We start from the raw sequence: 15570 nt of genomic DNA on the forward strand, positions 1-15570 counted from the left end.
GCGCTCGCGGGGCGGGCCCCGCGGGCGCCGGGGGGGGGGGCCGCCGTGGCGCCCGGTGGCTCGGTGTTGCCCCCCCCCCCCCCCCCCCCCCATAACCCGCGCCAGCACCCGGTGGAACTCGTCCAACGCGCCCTGCGCGATGCCGCGACAACCTCACGGCGGTGCCGAAGCGTCCGTGGTCCGGTCTGCCGCGGCGCCTCACCTGACAGCACCGCCGGCCCCGGTGGCGGGAGGAGCACGCCGCCCACCGCATCGGTTGAGTCTCATCTGGACGGCGAGGGAAACTCCTCCAGGTACGCCTCGACCCGCTCTGCGGTGGCGGGCCGGGCGAGCACGAAGCCCTGACCGAACCGGCAGCCGGCCAACCGGGCCTGCTCCACCTGATCGGCGGACTCCAGTCCTTCGGCGACGATCTCCATGCCGAGCCGCCGGCCCAGGCTCACCACCACGTCGATCACCGGCTTGCCCTGTCCCTGCCAGCCGCTCGGGTCGGAGACCAGCGAACGATTGATCTTGAGGATGTCGACCGGCATCCGCCGCAGGTGGGCCAGGGACGCCGGCCCCAGACCGAAGTCGTCCAACGCCGTACGCACCCCCAGCGACCGCAACCTGCCGAGCTGCCCGACCACCCCCATGATGTCCACCTCCCCGCTCGGTTCGGAGATCTCGATCAACAGCCGGTCCGGCTCGACCTGGTGGATGGTGAGCGCCGCGGCCACCCGTCCGACGAACTCCGAGCCGGTCAGCTCGGTCACCGAGACGTTGACCGACATCCACAGATCGCGTCCGCCCCGGGACCACTCGGCGAGCTGCCGGCACGCCTTGTGCAGCACCCACTGGCCCAACTCGTCGATCAACCCGAGATCCTCGGCAACCGGCACCAACTCGGCCGGAAGCACCGTACCGAGCGACGGGCTGCGCCAGCGGACCAGCGCCTCCGTACCCACCGGGCGCTTGTCGTGCAGGCCCAGCACAGGTTGGTAGACCAGGTCGAACTCGCCCCGCACGGCGGCACCGGGCAGCTCCCGTTCCAGGTCCATCCGGCGGACGAGTTGCTCCTCCAGGTCGCTGTCGTACCACTCGATCCGGTTACGTCCAAGCTGCTGGGCCCGGCGCCGCGCCATCTCGGCCCGCCGCAACACGTCGTCCACGTCGCTGCCGCCGCAGAGTTCGGCCAGACCGATGCTGGCCTGCAGGCTCACGATCGCCCCGGGCAACTGGTACGGCTCGGTCAGCGCGCCGATCAGCCGGATGCCGAGCGCGTACGCGAGCATCGGGCCGTCGACGGTGACCACGGCGAACTCGTCGCCGCCCAGCCGGGCGACCACGTCGTCGCCGCCGGCGCCGGTACGCAGCCGGCGGCCGACCTCGACCAGCACCGCGTCGCCGACCTCGCGTCCCCGGCTCTCGTTGATCGACGACATGCCGTGCAGGTCGACCACGAGCAGCGAGCCGGTGTGCCCGGCCAGCGAACGCTGGGTGACGATGGCGCGCATCAGGTCGCGCCGGTTCGCCAACCCGGTGAGCTGGTCGGTGAAGGAGAGCCGGTGCACCTGGTGCTCCAGCTTCCGGCGTTCACCCACGTCGCGTACGTGCACCACCAGCGCGTCCACCTCCGGCACACCACGCTGGTCACTCACCGTCGACTCGGTGTCCCGCCACATCCCGTGCCCGTCGCGCAACCGCGCGGTGACCAGCGGCGACCGTCCGGTGGCCGAGGCCGGTCCGGTGAGCACTCCGGTGAGCAGTTCGGTCACCGAGGCGGCGTCGTCCGGGTGCATCAGGTCGGCGAACGCCCGCCCCACCACGTCGGCGTCGGCCAGACCGAAGAGCCGCGCGGCGGCCGGCGACTGCCACCGGACCAGCAGGTCGGCACCGACCACCAGGGTGAGGTCGTTGGCGCCGGTGACCAGGGCACGGAAATGCGCCTCCTGGCTGACCAGCCGTCGGGCGTACGAGCGGATGTCGAGCACCGCGAAGACCTCGCGGACCACCAGCGTCGGGATCACCGCGAGCCCGAGCACGATCGAGGTGTGGTCGAACTCGCCGACCACCACCAGGTGGTAGACGGCCGCCAGGGTGGCGACCACGGCCGGCACGGTGAGCAACGGGTACGCCGAGAGGTGCGTCTCCGGCTCGCCTGGCGGCGGCGGTTGTGCGCCCGGGTTGGCGTACCGGGTGCCGGCGGCGGCAAGAATCGGCCCGACGACCAGGGGGACGGCCGCGCCCAGCGGCGCCCAGCCGGGCGCGTCGTAGGCGAGCAGGACGCCGAGCACGGCGAGCCCGAGCACCGAGGCGCCGGAGCCCGCGCCACAGAGCCCCGCCGCGCGGCGGTAGCCGACGGAGCGCAACGCGGTGACCGCGATGATCGACAGGCCGCCGGCGGCGAGCAGCGCCACCGCGAGGGCGACCGGCGGCATCCCACCCGCGGGCGGCATCAGCCAACCGACGAAGGCGAGGCTGACCCCGAGGCTCAGCCCGTCGAAGCCACGCCGCAACCGCATCGGCACGGTGCTCGCGGCACCCGGCAGCAGCAGCACACCGAACAGGTAGAGCGGGAGGGCCACGAGGAGCCCGAGGAGGAGCAGAAACGGGCGGACGGTGGCCGACACCAGCGCCAGGGCGAGCACGGTGGACCCGCTCGCCACCACACCGGCGCCGAGGAAGCCGACGCCCCGGCAGGGGCCGAAGCTGCGTCGGGCGACGTGGATGACGAGCGCCAGCCGGATCAGCCGGGTGGCGGCGAGCACGGAGACGACGGCCACGGCGACAGCCAGGGCGAGGTAGGTGGAGAGGAGACCGGTCGAGCCGCCGATCAGGGTGACCGACGCCACCGAACCGGCGACGATTTCCGGCACCTGTGTGGTGCGCCGGTGACTTCCGGCGCGCAGGGGAAGCGCCACGGACACGGCGATGTCGCCTTCTGCAGGGGGCATGGGACAGCTGGTGCGGTGGGGCGGGTAGCGCGGGTGCGCCCGGCAGACGGTGGAGGCACACCTATCAACCGTCAACGATCGAGGCGGGGTGGGGTTACGCCCCGGTAGCGATATTCGCGTAACCGCTCTCACTTTTTGTAATGCCCCGACTACCCGTACGGTCGTCGGTCGTCGGGGCCTGCCGCCGCCCACCCGTACGGAGATCAGGGTCGGGTGCGAAACTAGGGAGGTGAGCAGCACCGACTCGGTTCATTTCCGATACAGCCAGGCGATCTGGGTGGCCGCCGCAATCGCGTTCATCGGCGCCCTGCCGCTGGCCAGCGCGGCCTGGTATTTCACCCCGGTACTGCTCGTCCCACTGCTGGTCGGGATCTGGGCCTGGCGGGCCGGGACCGACGCGGACCGCGCCGGGATGAAGATCCGGGCACTGTTCGGGCAGCGTCTCATCCCCTGGCACGAGGTGGTCGAACTCGGCGTCGACGACCGCCGCCGGGTGGTCGCCGCGCTCACCGGAGACCGGAGCGTCCTGCTCCCCGCAGTGCCCGCCGCCAGCCTGCCCCGGCTGGTCGCGGCGAGTGGTCAGCACATCCTCGGCACCGAGGACCAGGCGCCCTCCGCCTAGTGGCGGGTCCTGTCGGCTCAGTAGCCGTCGACCACTTCGTTGATCAACGGCTCGCCCGCCACCAGGCGGCGCAACTGCTCACCGGCGAGCCGGTAGGCGCGCGGCAACAGCCCCCGTACCGAACCGCCCACGTGCGGGGTGATCAGCACGTTCGGCAGGTCCCAGAGCGGATGGCCGGCGGGCAACGGCTCCGGATCGGTCACGTCCAGCGCCGCGACCAACCGGCCCGTCGTCAGCTCGGCCACCAGCGCGTCGGTGTCAGCGACCGGGCCCCGGGCCGCGTTGACCAGCAGCGCTCCGTCGCGCATGGCGGCGAGGAACCGCGCGTCGACCAACCCCCGGGTCAGGTCGGTGAGCGGCACCAGCAGGACGACGATGTCAGCCGAGGGCAGCAGGCCCGGCAGCTCCGCCACCCCGTGTACGCCCTCGGCGGGCCGCGCGGTCCGGGCGACCAGGGTCAGCTCGACCTCGAACGGCAGCAGGCGGGCCACCAGCGCCGCCCCGACCGACCCGGCACCGACGATCAGCACCCGCTTGCCGAAGAGTTCGTCGGTCGGCGTCGCCTCCGCGTACGCCCACTCGTGGCGGGGCTGCACCCGGGCGAAGAGTGGGAAGGCCCGCAACTGGGCGAGGATCGCCGCGACGACCCACTCGGCCGTCGGCGAGTCGTGCACTCCCCGCGCGTCGCAGAGCAGCACCCCGTCCGGCAGCCGATCGGCCCAGACCTCCGCCCCGGCGGTGAGCAACTGCACCACCCGCAGGTCCGGCAGCTCGGCCGCGAGCCCCACCACCTCGGCCGGGGCGAGGAACGGCGGCACCCAGAACCGCACCCCGGCCGGCTCGGACGGCAACTGGTCCGGACCGGGCGCGCACTGCACCGTCACCCCGTCGGGAATGTCGCCGAGCATCGACCGGCCGTGCTCGTGCGGGATCCATGCCTTCACAGGCGCCGACCCTAGCCGCCGCGCACCGTCAGCGCAGCGGCAGGTCGACCCGGCCGGCCGGCTGGTAGACGTCGTAGCCGACGACGCTCGTGGTGCGGACGACAACCCCGGTCGCGGCCAGGTGGTCGGCGACCGCGGCGCTCGACGGCGAGCCGGCCGGCAGGACGTACGCCGGACTCCCGGCCCGCCCGACCAACTCCCGGTACGGCTCGTAGCGGTCCCAACCGGCGCGCAGGTCGTCCCCGATCACCGCGCAGACCAGTCGCTCCCGTGTCATGAAGGTGATGTTGTTGCAGGTCCAGTACTCGCTGTAGAACCGGTCGACGCCGAGGCGGTGAAGCGTTGCCACCAGCTCCCGTCGCCGGTCCGCCTCCTGGCTCAGCTTCGGCACCGCGGCGACCAGAGCCACACTCGCCAGTCCCATCGTCGACACCACCGCGGCGAGCAGCCCCGACGCCGCCCAGCGGACCGGCGCGTCCCCGCGCACACCGGGGCGGGGCCCGGCGGTCGCCGCCGACCAGAGCGGCCAGAGCAGTGCCGGGGTCGAGATCAACAGGCAGGAGAGGTAACGGGAACTCTCCACCGGGGTCGCACCGGCGGCACTGCTGACGGCGTACGCGACCAGGCTCAGTCCGGCACCGGCGAGCAGCACCAGCCGGCCACCCTGGCGTACCCGCTCGGCGCCGGTCGCGGCCCGTACCGCCCGGACCGCGAGCACCCCCGCGACCACCAGCAGCACCGGATAGGCGACGCCCCACCAGAGCTGCCACGAGGCGCACCGGCCCGGCGCGCAGAACCCGGTCCCCATCGGCAGGCCGAACAGGACCCCGCCGTAGAGGCGGTCGGCCCAGGAGGCGACATCGTCACCGCCCAGGGTGGCGTACACGGCCAGCGACCGGTGTTCCGGCGCGGCGGTCAGGTTGTGCGCCACGATCGGCACCAGCCCGACCAGCAGACCACCGCCGAGCACCAGTCCCGCCCGACCACGCAGCTCCCGCCAGTTCACCAGGAGCAGCAGCAGGCCGGCGGCGCCGACGTACGGCAGCACCAGCCAGTCGTCCCACAGGGTCAGGCCCGCGACCAGCCCGAACACCGCGTACGCGGCCAGCCGACGCCGCCCTGGCCGGAACCCGACGCCGAGGTTCACCGCGAGCAGCACCAGCAGCGCGCCGGCCGGGTTCATCTCCGGGTAGCCCCCGGCGGCGATGAGCTGGTTCTTCAGGACCCGGTCGGAGCCGAGCGCCAGCAGGCCCACCGTGGCGGTGGCCAGCCACGGGCTGTAGAGCCGCCGGGCGAGCTGCCAGACGAGGGCCAGGAACGCGGCGTAGAGCAGCAGGTTCGGCAACCGTAGGACGAGCGTGGAGGGACCGAGGAGGACGAACAACGGTGTCGCCAGGTACGACTCCAACGCCCCCATGTAGTACTGGCCGTAGAAGAAGAGCGGGAAGTGACGGCCCTGCGCCAGGTGCATCGCCACCAGGCCACTCGTCGCCTCGTCGCTGTTCGTCGGCGGCACCTCGACCAGCAGCAGCACCAACCGGTAGACCAGACCGAGCAGGCCGAACGCCACCGCGACCCGTACTGGGAGCCGCCGGTCCTCGGCCACCACCGGCCGGGCGGGTCGTGTCGCCGCTTCGGTCGCCATGGCCGGCAGTGTCGCACGGGTATATCCGCAACTGCCCGGTATGACTCACCCGCTGCATGAACCGACTCGCCAAGCCGCCGCCGGGACAACGCCCGACAGGGGGAACCGGCGCCCACGTTCACGACTCGAACGGACCGCCCGGATCCCCAGGCAGGAAGCCGGATCCCCGAAGGAGAGTGCCCCGGTGATCGAGCGTGGCAAAGGTTGTGCCGGCGATCCGGCTAGGCTGGGCCGGGTGAGCGTTCGCCCCTCGTACCCGCGCCGCGCCCGGACCCGCGCGGCGGTCGCGCTCTGTGCGGCGGCCATCCTCGCGACCAGCGGATGTGCCTTCGGCGAGCCGGAGCCGGACCCGGCCGGCGAGCCGCCGCGCTTCCCCACCCCCTCGCTGACCGCCACCCCACGGGCCGGCGGCATTGACCAACAGGTGGCGACGACCGTGCTCGCCACCGGCCTGCGGGTGCCGTGGGGAATCTCGTTCCTGCCCGACGGCGGCGCACTGGTGACCGAACGGGACACCGCGAAGATCCTCAAGGTCGGGCCGGAATCCGGCCCGGACGGACTGAAGGTCACCACTCTGGCGACCCTCGACGAGGTGGACGCGGCGGGTGAGGGCGGACTGCTCGGGATCGCCGTCTCACCCGGTTACGACAAGGACAAGACCGTCTTCGTCTACTACTCGACCCGCGAGGACAACCGGATCGCCAAGCTGGTCCTCGGCGCCGAACCCACACCGATCGTGACCGGCATCCCGCTCTCCGGCATCCACAACGGCGGCCGACTCGCCTTCGGCCCGGACGGTTTCCTCTACGCCACCACCGGCGACGCATCCGTTCGTGGCCTCTCCCAGGACCCGAAAAGCCTCGGCGGCAAGATCCTCCGGATGACACCGGAGGGCAAACCCGCCGCCGGCAACCCGTTCCCCGACTCCCTGGTCTGGTCCCTGGGACACCGCAACGTGCAGGGCATCGCCTGGGACGCGAACAAGCGGCTCTACGCCAGCGAGTTCGGCCAGAACACCTGGGACGAGATCAACCTCATCGAGCCCGGCAAGAACTACGGCTGGCCCGTCGTCGAGGGACAGGGCGACGCCGAGACCGACCCGAAGTTCAGCAAACCGCTGGCGGTCTGGGGCACCGGGGACGCCTCCTGCTCCGGGGTCGCCGTGGTGGAGAACCTGCTCGCGGCGGCCTGTCTACGCGGTCAGCGGATCTGGCTGCTCGAACTGACCGCCGCCGGTGGCGTCCTCGGCCAACCACGGGCCATCCTCAACGGCGAGTACGGCCGGCTCCGCACCGCCGTCGCCGCGCCCGACGGCTCACTCTGGATCTCCACCTCCAATCACGACGGGCGCGGCAGACCCGCCACCGACGACGACCGTCTCCTCCGCCTGGTCTTCTCCGGCGGCGGCGCCGGACGAAGCTGACGACGCCACGCCGCCCCGGACCGTCGTAGCGCCCCCAAACCAGGTGCGAACCGGTCAGCCTGACCAGGTTTCCCGAGATCTCTTGCCGGGCAGGTCATGATTTGCACATGGACAGGCACGGAAACGACGAGGAGCAGGCAGCCGGCACCGGACAGGTTCCGGCGGCCCGACGTGCGCCGGGCCCGGGGTGGCGAACCGCCCGCACCGGGGCAGCGTCGGTGCTGCGTCTCATCGGCCGGGCACCACGACCGGTCCTCCACGGCTGCCGACGCGCGCTGACCTCCGTCGTGGTCCGCCGCACCGGGCTCGCCCTGAGCATCGTCCTGGTCGCCCTCGCGGGCGTGGTCGGCGGTGTGCTGATCGCCGGCCGGATGCACGTCGACATCGGGCCCTTCCGCGCCGAAATGGCGATCACCCCGACGGTCAGTGGTGGCACCAGCGTCGACATCCCGCCACTGGGCTCGCTGCAGATCGACAGCCACGCCGGACCAGCGCACCTCTCCATCCAGCTCGGCTCCCTGGACCTGCGCCGGACCGAACAACTCATCGACGACCCGGCCGGCATCGCCCGCGCCAGCCAGACCGCCGTCTCCGACGTGACCAGCGGAGTGGTCCGGGTCGGGCTGCGTACGGTCGCCGTGGCCGTACTCGGCGCGCTGATCCTCGCCATCCTGGTGTTCCGCAACACCCGGCGGGTCGCCTGGGCGGGTGGGCTGGCGCTGCTGATCTCCGGCGGCAGTCTCGGCATCGCCGCGTTGAGCCTGCGACCGGAGGCGGTCGAGGAACCCCGCTACGAAGGGCTGCTGGTCAACGCGCCGGCGGTGGTCGGCGACGCCCGGCGCATCGCCTCCGACTACGGCAAGTACGCCGACCAGGTGCAACGGCTGGTCGGCAACGTCAGCAAGCTCTACACCACCGTCTCCGCCCTACCCGTCTTCGAACCCGCGCAGGGCACCACCCGGGTACTGCACGTCTCCGACATCCACCTGAACCCGACCGGGTGGCAGGTGATCCGTACCGTGGTCGAGCAGTTCGACATCGACGTGGTGATCGACACCGGGGACATCACCGACTGGGGCAGCGAGCCGGAGGCGTCCTTCCTCGGCTCGATCGGCGTGCTCAAGGTGCCGTACGTCTTCATCCGTGGCAACCACGACTCCGCCGCCACCGCCGCTGCCGTGGCCCGGCAACCGAACGCGATCGTCTTGGACAACACCGTCGCAACCGTGGCCGGGCTGACCATCGCCGGGATCGGCGACCCCCGGTTCACCCCCGACAAGGAGACCTCACCCAACGGCTCCGGGGGTACCCCGCAGGTGATGGCGCAGGTCACCGGCGCCGGCGAGAAGCTGGCCAACACCGTACGAGCGGCCAAGCCGCCGGTCGACATCGCACTCGTCCACGACCCCGCGTCCGGGCAGGCACTCAACGGCGCCTGCCCGCTCGTGCTCGCCGGTCACGTACACCACCGCGAGATCGACCCGCTCCCCCCACTGGCCGGTCAGCCCCCGACCCTGATGCTGGTGCAGGGCTCGACCGGAGGTGCCGGACTACGCGGGCTGGAGGGCGAAAAGCCGCTCCCCCTGGCCCTCTCGGTGCTCTACTTCGACCAGCAGCGGATGCTCCAGGCGTACGACGACATCCAGGTCGGCGGTACGGGTCAGGCTCAGGTCAGTCTGGAACGCCACCTGGTGCAGCCGCCGCAGCCGACCCCCACCACCAGCGCCACCCCGACCCCCGGCGCCACCATCCCGGGCCCCTCCCTCCCCGGCACCCGCCCCCCGGTCATCCCCCCGACCCCACTCCCACCCCCCACTCCCACCCGCTAACCTCCACCGTCGATCAGGGCAAGTCGCTCTCGCCAGAGATCAACAAACGACTACTTGCCCTAGATCGGCGAGGGTGTGGGGCGGGCGGCGCGGAGGTGTGGGGCGCGGGGGTACGGGAAAGGGGTGGCTGCCGTCAGCGGGGCAGCCACCCCTTCTCGTGAATTACCACTCCTCGGCGCCAACCAGCACCGCGAGTCGACCGAGCGCCGCCGCGGCGTCTGGAGCCGAGGACGACGAGGCGAAGCCTTCGTCGCCCGCAGGCGAAGACGCCGCATGGGGCGGCGCGAAGCGGAGCGAGCCGCGCCGGCGAAGCCGGCGCCAACCAGCACTAGCTCAGTCGCTCCAGGATGAGTTCGCGGACGGTCTTCGCGTCGGCCTGGCCCCGGGTGGTCTTCATGACGGCGCCGACCAGGGCACCGGCGGCGGCGAGCTTGCCCTCGCGGACCTTGGCGGCGATGTCGGGGTTGGCGGCGATCGCCTCGTCCACGGCTGCGGTGAGCGCACCGGTGTCGGAGACGACGCCGAGTCCGCGGGCGGCCATGATCTCGGCCGGGTCGCCTTCACCGGCGACCACGCCTTCCAGCACGGTACGGGCGAGCTTGTCGTTGAGCTTGCCCTCGTCGACGAGGCGCTGGAGTTCGGCGACCTGGGCGGGGGTGGCGCCGGCCTGGGCCAGGTCGACACCGGACTCGTTGGCGCGGCGGGAGAGTTCGCCGAGCCACCACTTCCGGGCGCCGGCCGGGGTGGTGCCCGCGGCAACGGTCTGCTCGATCAGCTCGACCGCGCCCGCGTTGAGTACGGACTGCATGTCGAGGTCGGAGAGGCCCCACTGTTCCTGGAGCCGCTGCCGGTGGATCCGGGGCAGCTCGGGCAGGGCGGCCTTCAGCTCGGCGACCCAGGCCGGGTCCGGCGCGATCGGCACCAGGTCCGGCTCGGGGAAGTAGCGGTAGTCGGTGGCGGTTTCCTTGGAGCGTCCGGGCCGGGTGTCGCCGGTGTCCTCCTGGAAGTGCCGGGTCTCCTGGATGATCTTCGTGCCGGCGTCGAGCAGGGCCGCCTGGCGCAGCATCTCGGAGCGGACCGCCCGCTCGACCGAACGCAACGAGTTGACGTTCTTGGTCTCGGTACGGGTGCCCCACTCCTCGCCGGGACGGTTGAGCGAGGTGTTGACGTCGCAGCGCAGCGACCCCTCCTCCATCCGTACGTCCGACACGCCGAGGGAGCGGAGTACGTCGCGCAGTTCGGTGACGTACGCGCGGGCGGTTTCCGGGGCGAGCGCGCCGATGCCGGGGATAGGCTTGGTCACGATCTCGACCAGCGGGATGCCGGCCCGGTTGTAGTCGACCAGTGACTCGGTGGCGCCGTGGATGCGACCGGTGGCACCGCCGACGTGCAGCGACTTACCGGTGTCCTCCTCCATGTGCACCCGCTCGATGCCGATCCGGACCGTCTTGCCCTGGACCTCGACGTCGAGGTAGCCGTCGGTGCAGAGCGGCTCGTCGTACTGGCTGATCTGGAAGTTCTTCGGCATGTCCGGGTAGAAGTAGTTCTTCCGGGCGAACCGGCACCAGTCGGCGATGGTGCAGTTGAGCGCGAGGCCGATCCGGATGGTCGCCTCGATCGCGGCCTTGTTGGCGACCGGGAGCGATCCCGGCAGGCCGAGGCAGACCGGGCAGGTCCGGGTGTTCGGCTCGCCACCGAAGTCGGTCGGGCAACCGCAGAACATCTTGGTGTTCGTGCCCAGCTCGACGTGGGTCTCCAGGCCGATCACCGGCTCGTACCGCTCGACAACATCGTCGTACGACGGCAGGACGATCGCGCTCATCAATACTCCAGCTCTCGAGCGGTATCCGGGCAAAACATGGTCAAGCGTACTCAGAGTGCCGGCGGGGTGAAGGTGCCGACCGCCGACTCCAGCGCGGCGGCGACCCGGTACATCCGGTCGTCGGCCATGGTCGGCGCCATGATCTGCAGACCCACCGGCAGCCCCTCGGAGAGCCCGCAGGGCACCGAGATCGCCGGCCCGCCGTAGAGGTTGGTCGGGATCGTGAAGAGGTCGGCGAGGTACATCTGGTACGGGTCCCCGGTGCGCGACCCGAAGGGGAACGCCACGAACGGGGTGGTCGGCGAGATCAGCACGTCGACCTGCTCGAACGCGGCGGTGAAGTCGCGGGTGATCAGGGTCCGGACCTTCTGCGCCTGCCCGTAGTAGGCGTCGTAGTAGCCGGACGAGAGGGCGTAGGTGCCGAGCATGATCCGACGCTTCACCTCGGGGCCGAAGCCCTGGTCGCGGGTGAGCGACATGACCTCTTCGAGCGACTTCACACCGTCGTCGCCGACCCGCAGCCCGAACCGGACCCCGTCGAAGCGGGCCAGGTTGGAGGAGCACTCGCTCGGCGCGATCAGGTAGTACGCCGGAAGCGCGTACTGGAAGTTCGGGCAGGAGACCTCGACGACCTCGGCACCGAGCTTGGTCAGGGTCTCGACCGAGTCGCGGAACGCGGCCAGCACACCGGGCTCGGCGCCCTCGCCGGAGAACTCGGTGACGATGCCGAGCCGCACCCCGGTCAGGTCGCCGGTGGCACCGAGCCGGGCAGCGGCGACGACGTCCGGCACCGGCTGCGGGATGGAGGTGGAGTCGCGCGGGTCGTGTCCGCCGATGACCGCGTGCAGCAGCGCCGCGTCCTCGACCGTACGGGCGCAGGGTCCGGGGGTGTCCAGCGACGAGGAGAAGGCGATCAGCCCGTAGCGGGAGGTGCCGCCGTAGGTCGGCTTCGCCCCGACGGTGCCGGTGACCGCGCCGGGCTGGCGGATCGAGCCGCCGGTGTCGGAGCCGATGGCGAGCGGTGCCTCGTACGCGGCGATCGCGGCGGCACTGCCACCACCGGAGCCGCCGGGGATCCGGGTCAGGTCCCACGGGTTGCTGGTCGGACCGTACGCGGAGTATTCGGTGGAGGAGCCCATCGCGAACTCGTCCATGTTGGTCTTGCCGATCGGCACCGTGCCGGCGGCGCGCAACCGCGACACGATGGTCGAGTCGTACGGCGGGCGCCAGTTTTCGAGGATCTTCGAGCCGGCGGTGGTCGGCACACCCTTGGTGGTGAGCACGTCCTTGACCGCGACCGGCACCCCGGCGAGCGGGCCGAGCGGCTCACCGGCGGCCCGGCGGGCGTCGACGTCGCGGGCGGCGGCGAGCGCCCCCTCGGTGTCGACGTGCAGGAACGCGTGCACCCGGTCGTCGACCGCCGCGATCCGGTCGAGGTGCGCCTGGGTCACCTCGACCGCGGACGCCTCGCCACCGGCGACAAGGGCCGCGACCTCCGTCGCGGTCATCCTGGTCACGTCACTCATGCCGGTCAGGCCTCCTCGTCCAGGATCCGCGGTACGCGGAAGCGTTGTTCCTCAACGTCCGGTGCACCGGAGAGTGCCTCGGCCGGGGTCAGGCAGGGCACCACGACGTCCTCGCGGAGCACGTTGGTCAGCGGCACGGAGTGCGAGGTGGGCGGGATGTCGGCGGCGGTCACCTCACCGACCCGGGCCACCGACTGGAGGATCACGTCGAGCTGGCCGGCGAAGGTCTCCAGCTCCTCCTCGGTGACGGCGAGCCGCGACAGCCGCGCCAGGTGCGCGACCTCCTCGCGGGAGATGGCGGCCATCGGTGCCCCCTTCGTGCCTAGGCGTGTTACCGGCGCAGCGTGACACGCGCGCCGTGACCCGAGCGAGTCTATTTGTCAGCCGAAGACGCGGCGTCTCCGACTCCCCCCGCTCCGCTGAGTTCGACCGCGGAGCCGGCCTCCGAGGGCTCACCACTGCCCGGCTCCGGCAGGAACGAGCCGTCGTCCTCGAACGGCTCGACGGCGTACGGCAGGTTCTCCTCGGCCGGGTACGGCCCGTCCGGTGCCGTCGGTGCGGCGTCGCACGCCGCCGGCGCCGGCAGTTGCCCGCCCTCGGCCGCCAGCGGGGCCCGGGAACGGTGCCGGCCGGTGGTGTCCTGCACCGGGCCGGGGACCAGGGGGCGGTAACGGGCCAGCCAGGCGGAGAGTTCCTCGGCCGGCATCGGCCGGGCGTAGAACCAGCCCTGGGCGACGTCGCAGCCGGCCGCGTGCAGCAGTCGCCAGGTCCGCTCGTCCTCGACCCCCTCGGCGACCACCCGCAGGCCGAGCGCGCCGGCCAGTTCGATCACCGACCGGACGATGGCGGCGTCGTCGGCGTCGACCGCCATCCCGAGTACGAAGGAGCGGTCGACCTTCACCTCGGCCAGCGGCAGCCGGCGCAGGTGTTGCATGGAGGAGTAGCCGGTGCCGAAGTCGTCCAGGGCGATCGCGACACCGATCTTGTCGAGCCGGGCGATGGTGGCAAGCACCCGGTGCGGGTCGGCCATCAACGCACCCTCGGTGATCTCCAACTGAATCCGGGACGGCGGTACGCCGTACCGGGTGAGCCGGTCGGCGAGTTGGTCGGCGATCTCGCCGGTGTGCAGGTCACGGACGCTGACGTTGACCGCTGCCCGGAGGCCGATGCCGGCTGCCGTCCACTTCGCGAGCTGTTCCACCACGTCGTCGATCACCCGTCGGGTGAGCAGGCGCATCACCGCGCTCTGCTCGGCCACCCGGATCAGCTCCTCCGGGTCGACCATTCCCCGTTTCGGGTGTCGCCAGCGCAGCAGCGCCTCCACCCCGACGACCTCGCCGGTGGCGATCGCGATCTGGGGCTGGTAGTACATGGTGATCTCGCCGACATCGGCGCCACCGGCACCACCCCGGTCGAGGACCCGGCGCAGGTCGGCGAGGAGGTTCAGCCGCTCGGGCGAGTTGTGGTCAGACTCGGGGGCGTAGAGGGCGACCGTGTCTCCCCGGTGCTTGGCGTCGTACATCGCCACCTCGGCGTGGCGCATCAGGGTGGCGAAGTCCGCTCCGTGGTCGGGGTAGAACGCGATGCCGACGGAGCCACTGACGTCGAGCGGCAGCCCGTCGAGGGCGACCGGTTCGGCGAGCGCTTCGACCACCCGTTCGGCGAGGGCGCGGGCCTCGGCGGCGTCGCGCAGCCCGATCGCGAGGACGGCGAACTCGTCGCCGCCGAGCCGGGCCACCAGGTCTTCGGGGCGGACGGTGGCGGTGAGCCGCTCGCCGACCCGCACCAGCAGGCGGTCTCCGACCGCGTGGCCGAGAGCGTCGTTGACATTCTTGAACCGGTCGAGGTCGAGCAGGAGCAGGGCCAGGTGCCGGCCGTGTGTCCCCTTGGCCGCCAGTTCCGCGTGGATGGCAACCTGGTCGGCGACCTCGGCGAGCAGGGCCTTGCGGTTGGCCAGACCGGTGAGCGGGTCGAGGCGGGCGAGCTGTTCCTGTTCGGTGGAGATCCGGGCCATCCGGTAGACGGCGTAGAGCGGCACCAGGACCAGCGGAATCAGCGCCGGGCTGACCCGGGCTGCGGTCACCACCACGGGGCTGAGCAGCAGCAACGAGCCGGTGGAGAGGAGTTCGAAACCGAGTCCGTGTTGGAACGCCGGCCACCACGGGCTGGCGAAGCGCAACCGTACGGCGAGTGTGACGGAGCCGTACTTGACCGCGAACCACGCGGCTGCCGCACCGGCGACGATGGCGACGTCGGTCCAGTTCGGATGTGGTCGGGAGCCGAAGGCGGCTTCGGGGCCGAGTCGGGCGACGGCGTGGGCGGCGGCGAGGGCGCAGGCGTACTGGGCGATGTTGAAGACCGTCCGCCAGACGGCGTGGCGCATCCGGAAGCCGGAGATCAGCACCGCGACCGCCTGTACGGCGATCGCGGGGGCGAGCCCCCAGCCGAGCAGGATGGCGAAGGTGAAGCAGATGGAGGGGAACACCGCCGAACTCTGGCGGCGTCCGGGCGGTGTGAAGGGGCGCGCGTCGCTGACGGCGGCGAGCGCGGCCATGACCCAGAATGCCGGCGGCAATTGGGGAATCTGGTCGGGCAACCTGGTCAGCGGTACGACGGAGAGCCCGACGGCCAACGCGACGACCGCCCAGACAAATCCGAAGAACGCGGTTGCCCGTCCAGGAGGAACGGAGTTCCGCAACGCTGCGGCCTCCATACAACCTCCCGACCCGTGGTCCCGGGGCGCGGCCATCTGCCGCGCTGTGCACACATCAAACGCCCTCGGTGCACGGATGTGGGGGGCGACAGACGCGAATCGGTTGTAGT

10 protein-coding genes are annotated in these 15570 nt (G+C 71.8%); 3 read left to right on the forward strand and 7 right to left on the reverse strand.

All coding sequences use genetic code 11. The annotated features are described in order from the left end of the window. Positions 1-263: 263 nt before the first annotated feature. A complete protein-coding gene (locus tag ACIBF5_RS16505; protein ID WP_396812342.1) occupies positions 264-2936 on the reverse strand; it encodes a putative bifunctional diguanylate cyclase/phosphodiesterase in 2673 nt (890 codons plus the stop codon). Between the two features lie 229 nt (positions 2937-3165). On the opposite strand from ACIBF5_RS16505, the gene ACIBF5_RS16510 reads away from it, so the two are divergent. Then, positions 3166-3558 (forward strand): PH domain-containing protein, encoded by a 393-nt coding sequence (locus ACIBF5_RS16510; RefSeq protein WP_396812343.1) that lies wholly within the window; start codon positions 3166-3168, stop codon positions 3556-3558. Positions 3559-3575: 17 nt separating this feature from the next. On the opposite strand, the gene ACIBF5_RS16515 is transcribed toward ACIBF5_RS16510, so the two are convergent. Both ACIBF5_RS16515 and ACIBF5_RS16520 read right to left on the reverse strand, forming a co-directional pair. Continuing rightward, on the reverse strand, positions 3576-4502 hold the full coding sequence (locus ACIBF5_RS16515; protein ID WP_396812345.1) for a 2-hydroxyacid dehydrogenase: 927 nt from the start codon (positions 4500-4502) through the stop codon (positions 3576-3578). A 28-nt stretch (positions 4503-4530) separates the two neighbouring features. Beyond that, a complete protein-coding gene (locus tag ACIBF5_RS16520) occupies positions 4531-6147 on the reverse strand; it encodes a hypothetical protein (RefSeq protein ID WP_396812348.1) in 1617 nt (538 codons plus the stop codon). A 235-nt stretch (positions 6148-6382) separates the two neighbouring features. Here ACIBF5_RS16520 and ACIBF5_RS16525 point away from each other — a divergent pair, with 235 nt between their 5' ends. After that, complete coding sequence (locus ACIBF5_RS16525) at positions 6383-7570, forward strand: PQQ-dependent sugar dehydrogenase (RefSeq protein WP_396812350.1); 1188 nt, start codon at positions 6383-6385, stop codon at positions 7568-7570. Positions 7571-7677: 107 nt separating this feature from the next. Continuing rightward, a complete protein-coding gene (locus ACIBF5_RS16530) occupies positions 7678-9399 on the forward strand; it encodes a metallophosphoesterase (RefSeq protein ID WP_396812352.1) in 1722 nt (573 codons plus the stop codon). A 328-nt stretch (positions 9400-9727) separates the two neighbouring features. Here the strand turns inward: ACIBF5_RS16530 and gatB are convergent, their stop codons facing one another. From gatB to ACIBF5_RS16550, 4 genes are all read right to left on the reverse strand, one after another. Further along, positions 9728-11221, reverse strand: a complete 1494-nt coding sequence (gene gatB, locus ACIBF5_RS16535) for an Asp-tRNA(Asn)/Glu-tRNA(Gln) amidotransferase subunit GatB (RefSeq protein WP_396812353.1) — start codon at positions 11219-11221, stop codon at positions 9728-9730. 50 nt (positions 11222-11271) lie between these two features. Continuing rightward, positions 11272-12747, reverse strand: a complete 1476-nt coding sequence (gatA, locus tag ACIBF5_RS16540) for an Asp-tRNA(Asn)/Glu-tRNA(Gln) amidotransferase subunit GatA (RefSeq protein ID WP_396812355.1) — start codon at positions 12745-12747, stop codon at positions 11272-11274. 5 nt (positions 12748-12752) lie between these two features. Continuing rightward, a complete protein-coding gene (gatC, locus tag ACIBF5_RS16545; protein WP_121158865.1) occupies positions 12753-13052 on the reverse strand; it encodes an Asp-tRNA(Asn)/Glu-tRNA(Gln) amidotransferase subunit GatC in 300 nt (99 codons plus the stop codon). Positions 13053-13120: 68 nt separating this feature from the next. Then, entirely contained in the window at positions 13121-15460 is a 2340-nt protein-coding gene (locus ACIBF5_RS16550; RefSeq protein WP_396812358.1) for a putative bifunctional diguanylate cyclase/phosphodiesterase, read from the reverse strand. Positions 15461-15570: the final 110 nt, after the last annotated feature.

The sequence above is a fragment of the Micromonospora sp. NPDC050417 genome, assembly GCF_044458865.1.
Taxonomy (GTDB): Bacteria; Actinomycetota; Actinomycetes; order Mycobacteriales; family Micromonosporaceae; genus Micromonospora_G.

What these genes read in the sequence shown, in the direction of transcription:
- ACIBF5_RS16505 (WP_396812342.1), bottom strand. Translation starts at nt 2,936, where the DNA reads ATGCCCCCTGCAGAAGGCGACATCGCCGTGTCCGTGGCGCTTCCCCTG.
- ACIBF5_RS16520 (WP_396812348.1), bottom strand. Translation starts at nt 6,147, where the DNA reads ATGGCGACCGAAGCGGCGACACGACCCGCCCGGCCGGTGGTGGCCGAG.
- ACIBF5_RS16530 (WP_396812352.1), top strand. Translation starts at nt 7,678, where the DNA reads ATGGACAGGCACGGAAACGACGAGGAGCAGGCAGCCGGCACCGGACAG.
- gatB (WP_396812353.1), bottom strand. Translation starts at nt 11,221, where the DNA reads ATGAGCGCGATCGTCCTGCCGTCGTACGACGATGTTGTCGAGCGGTAC.
- gatA (WP_396812355.1), bottom strand. Translation starts at nt 12,747, where the DNA reads ATGAGTGACGTGACCAGGATGACCGCGACGGAGGTCGCGGCCCTTGTC.
- gatC (WP_121158865.1), bottom strand. Translation starts at nt 13,052, where the DNA reads ATGGCCGCCATCTCCCGCGAGGAGGTCGCGCACCTGGCGCGGCTGTCG.
- ACIBF5_RS16550 (WP_396812358.1), bottom strand. Translation starts at nt 15,460, where the DNA reads ATGGAGGCCGCAGCGTTGCGGAACTCCGTTCCTCCTGGACGGGCAACC.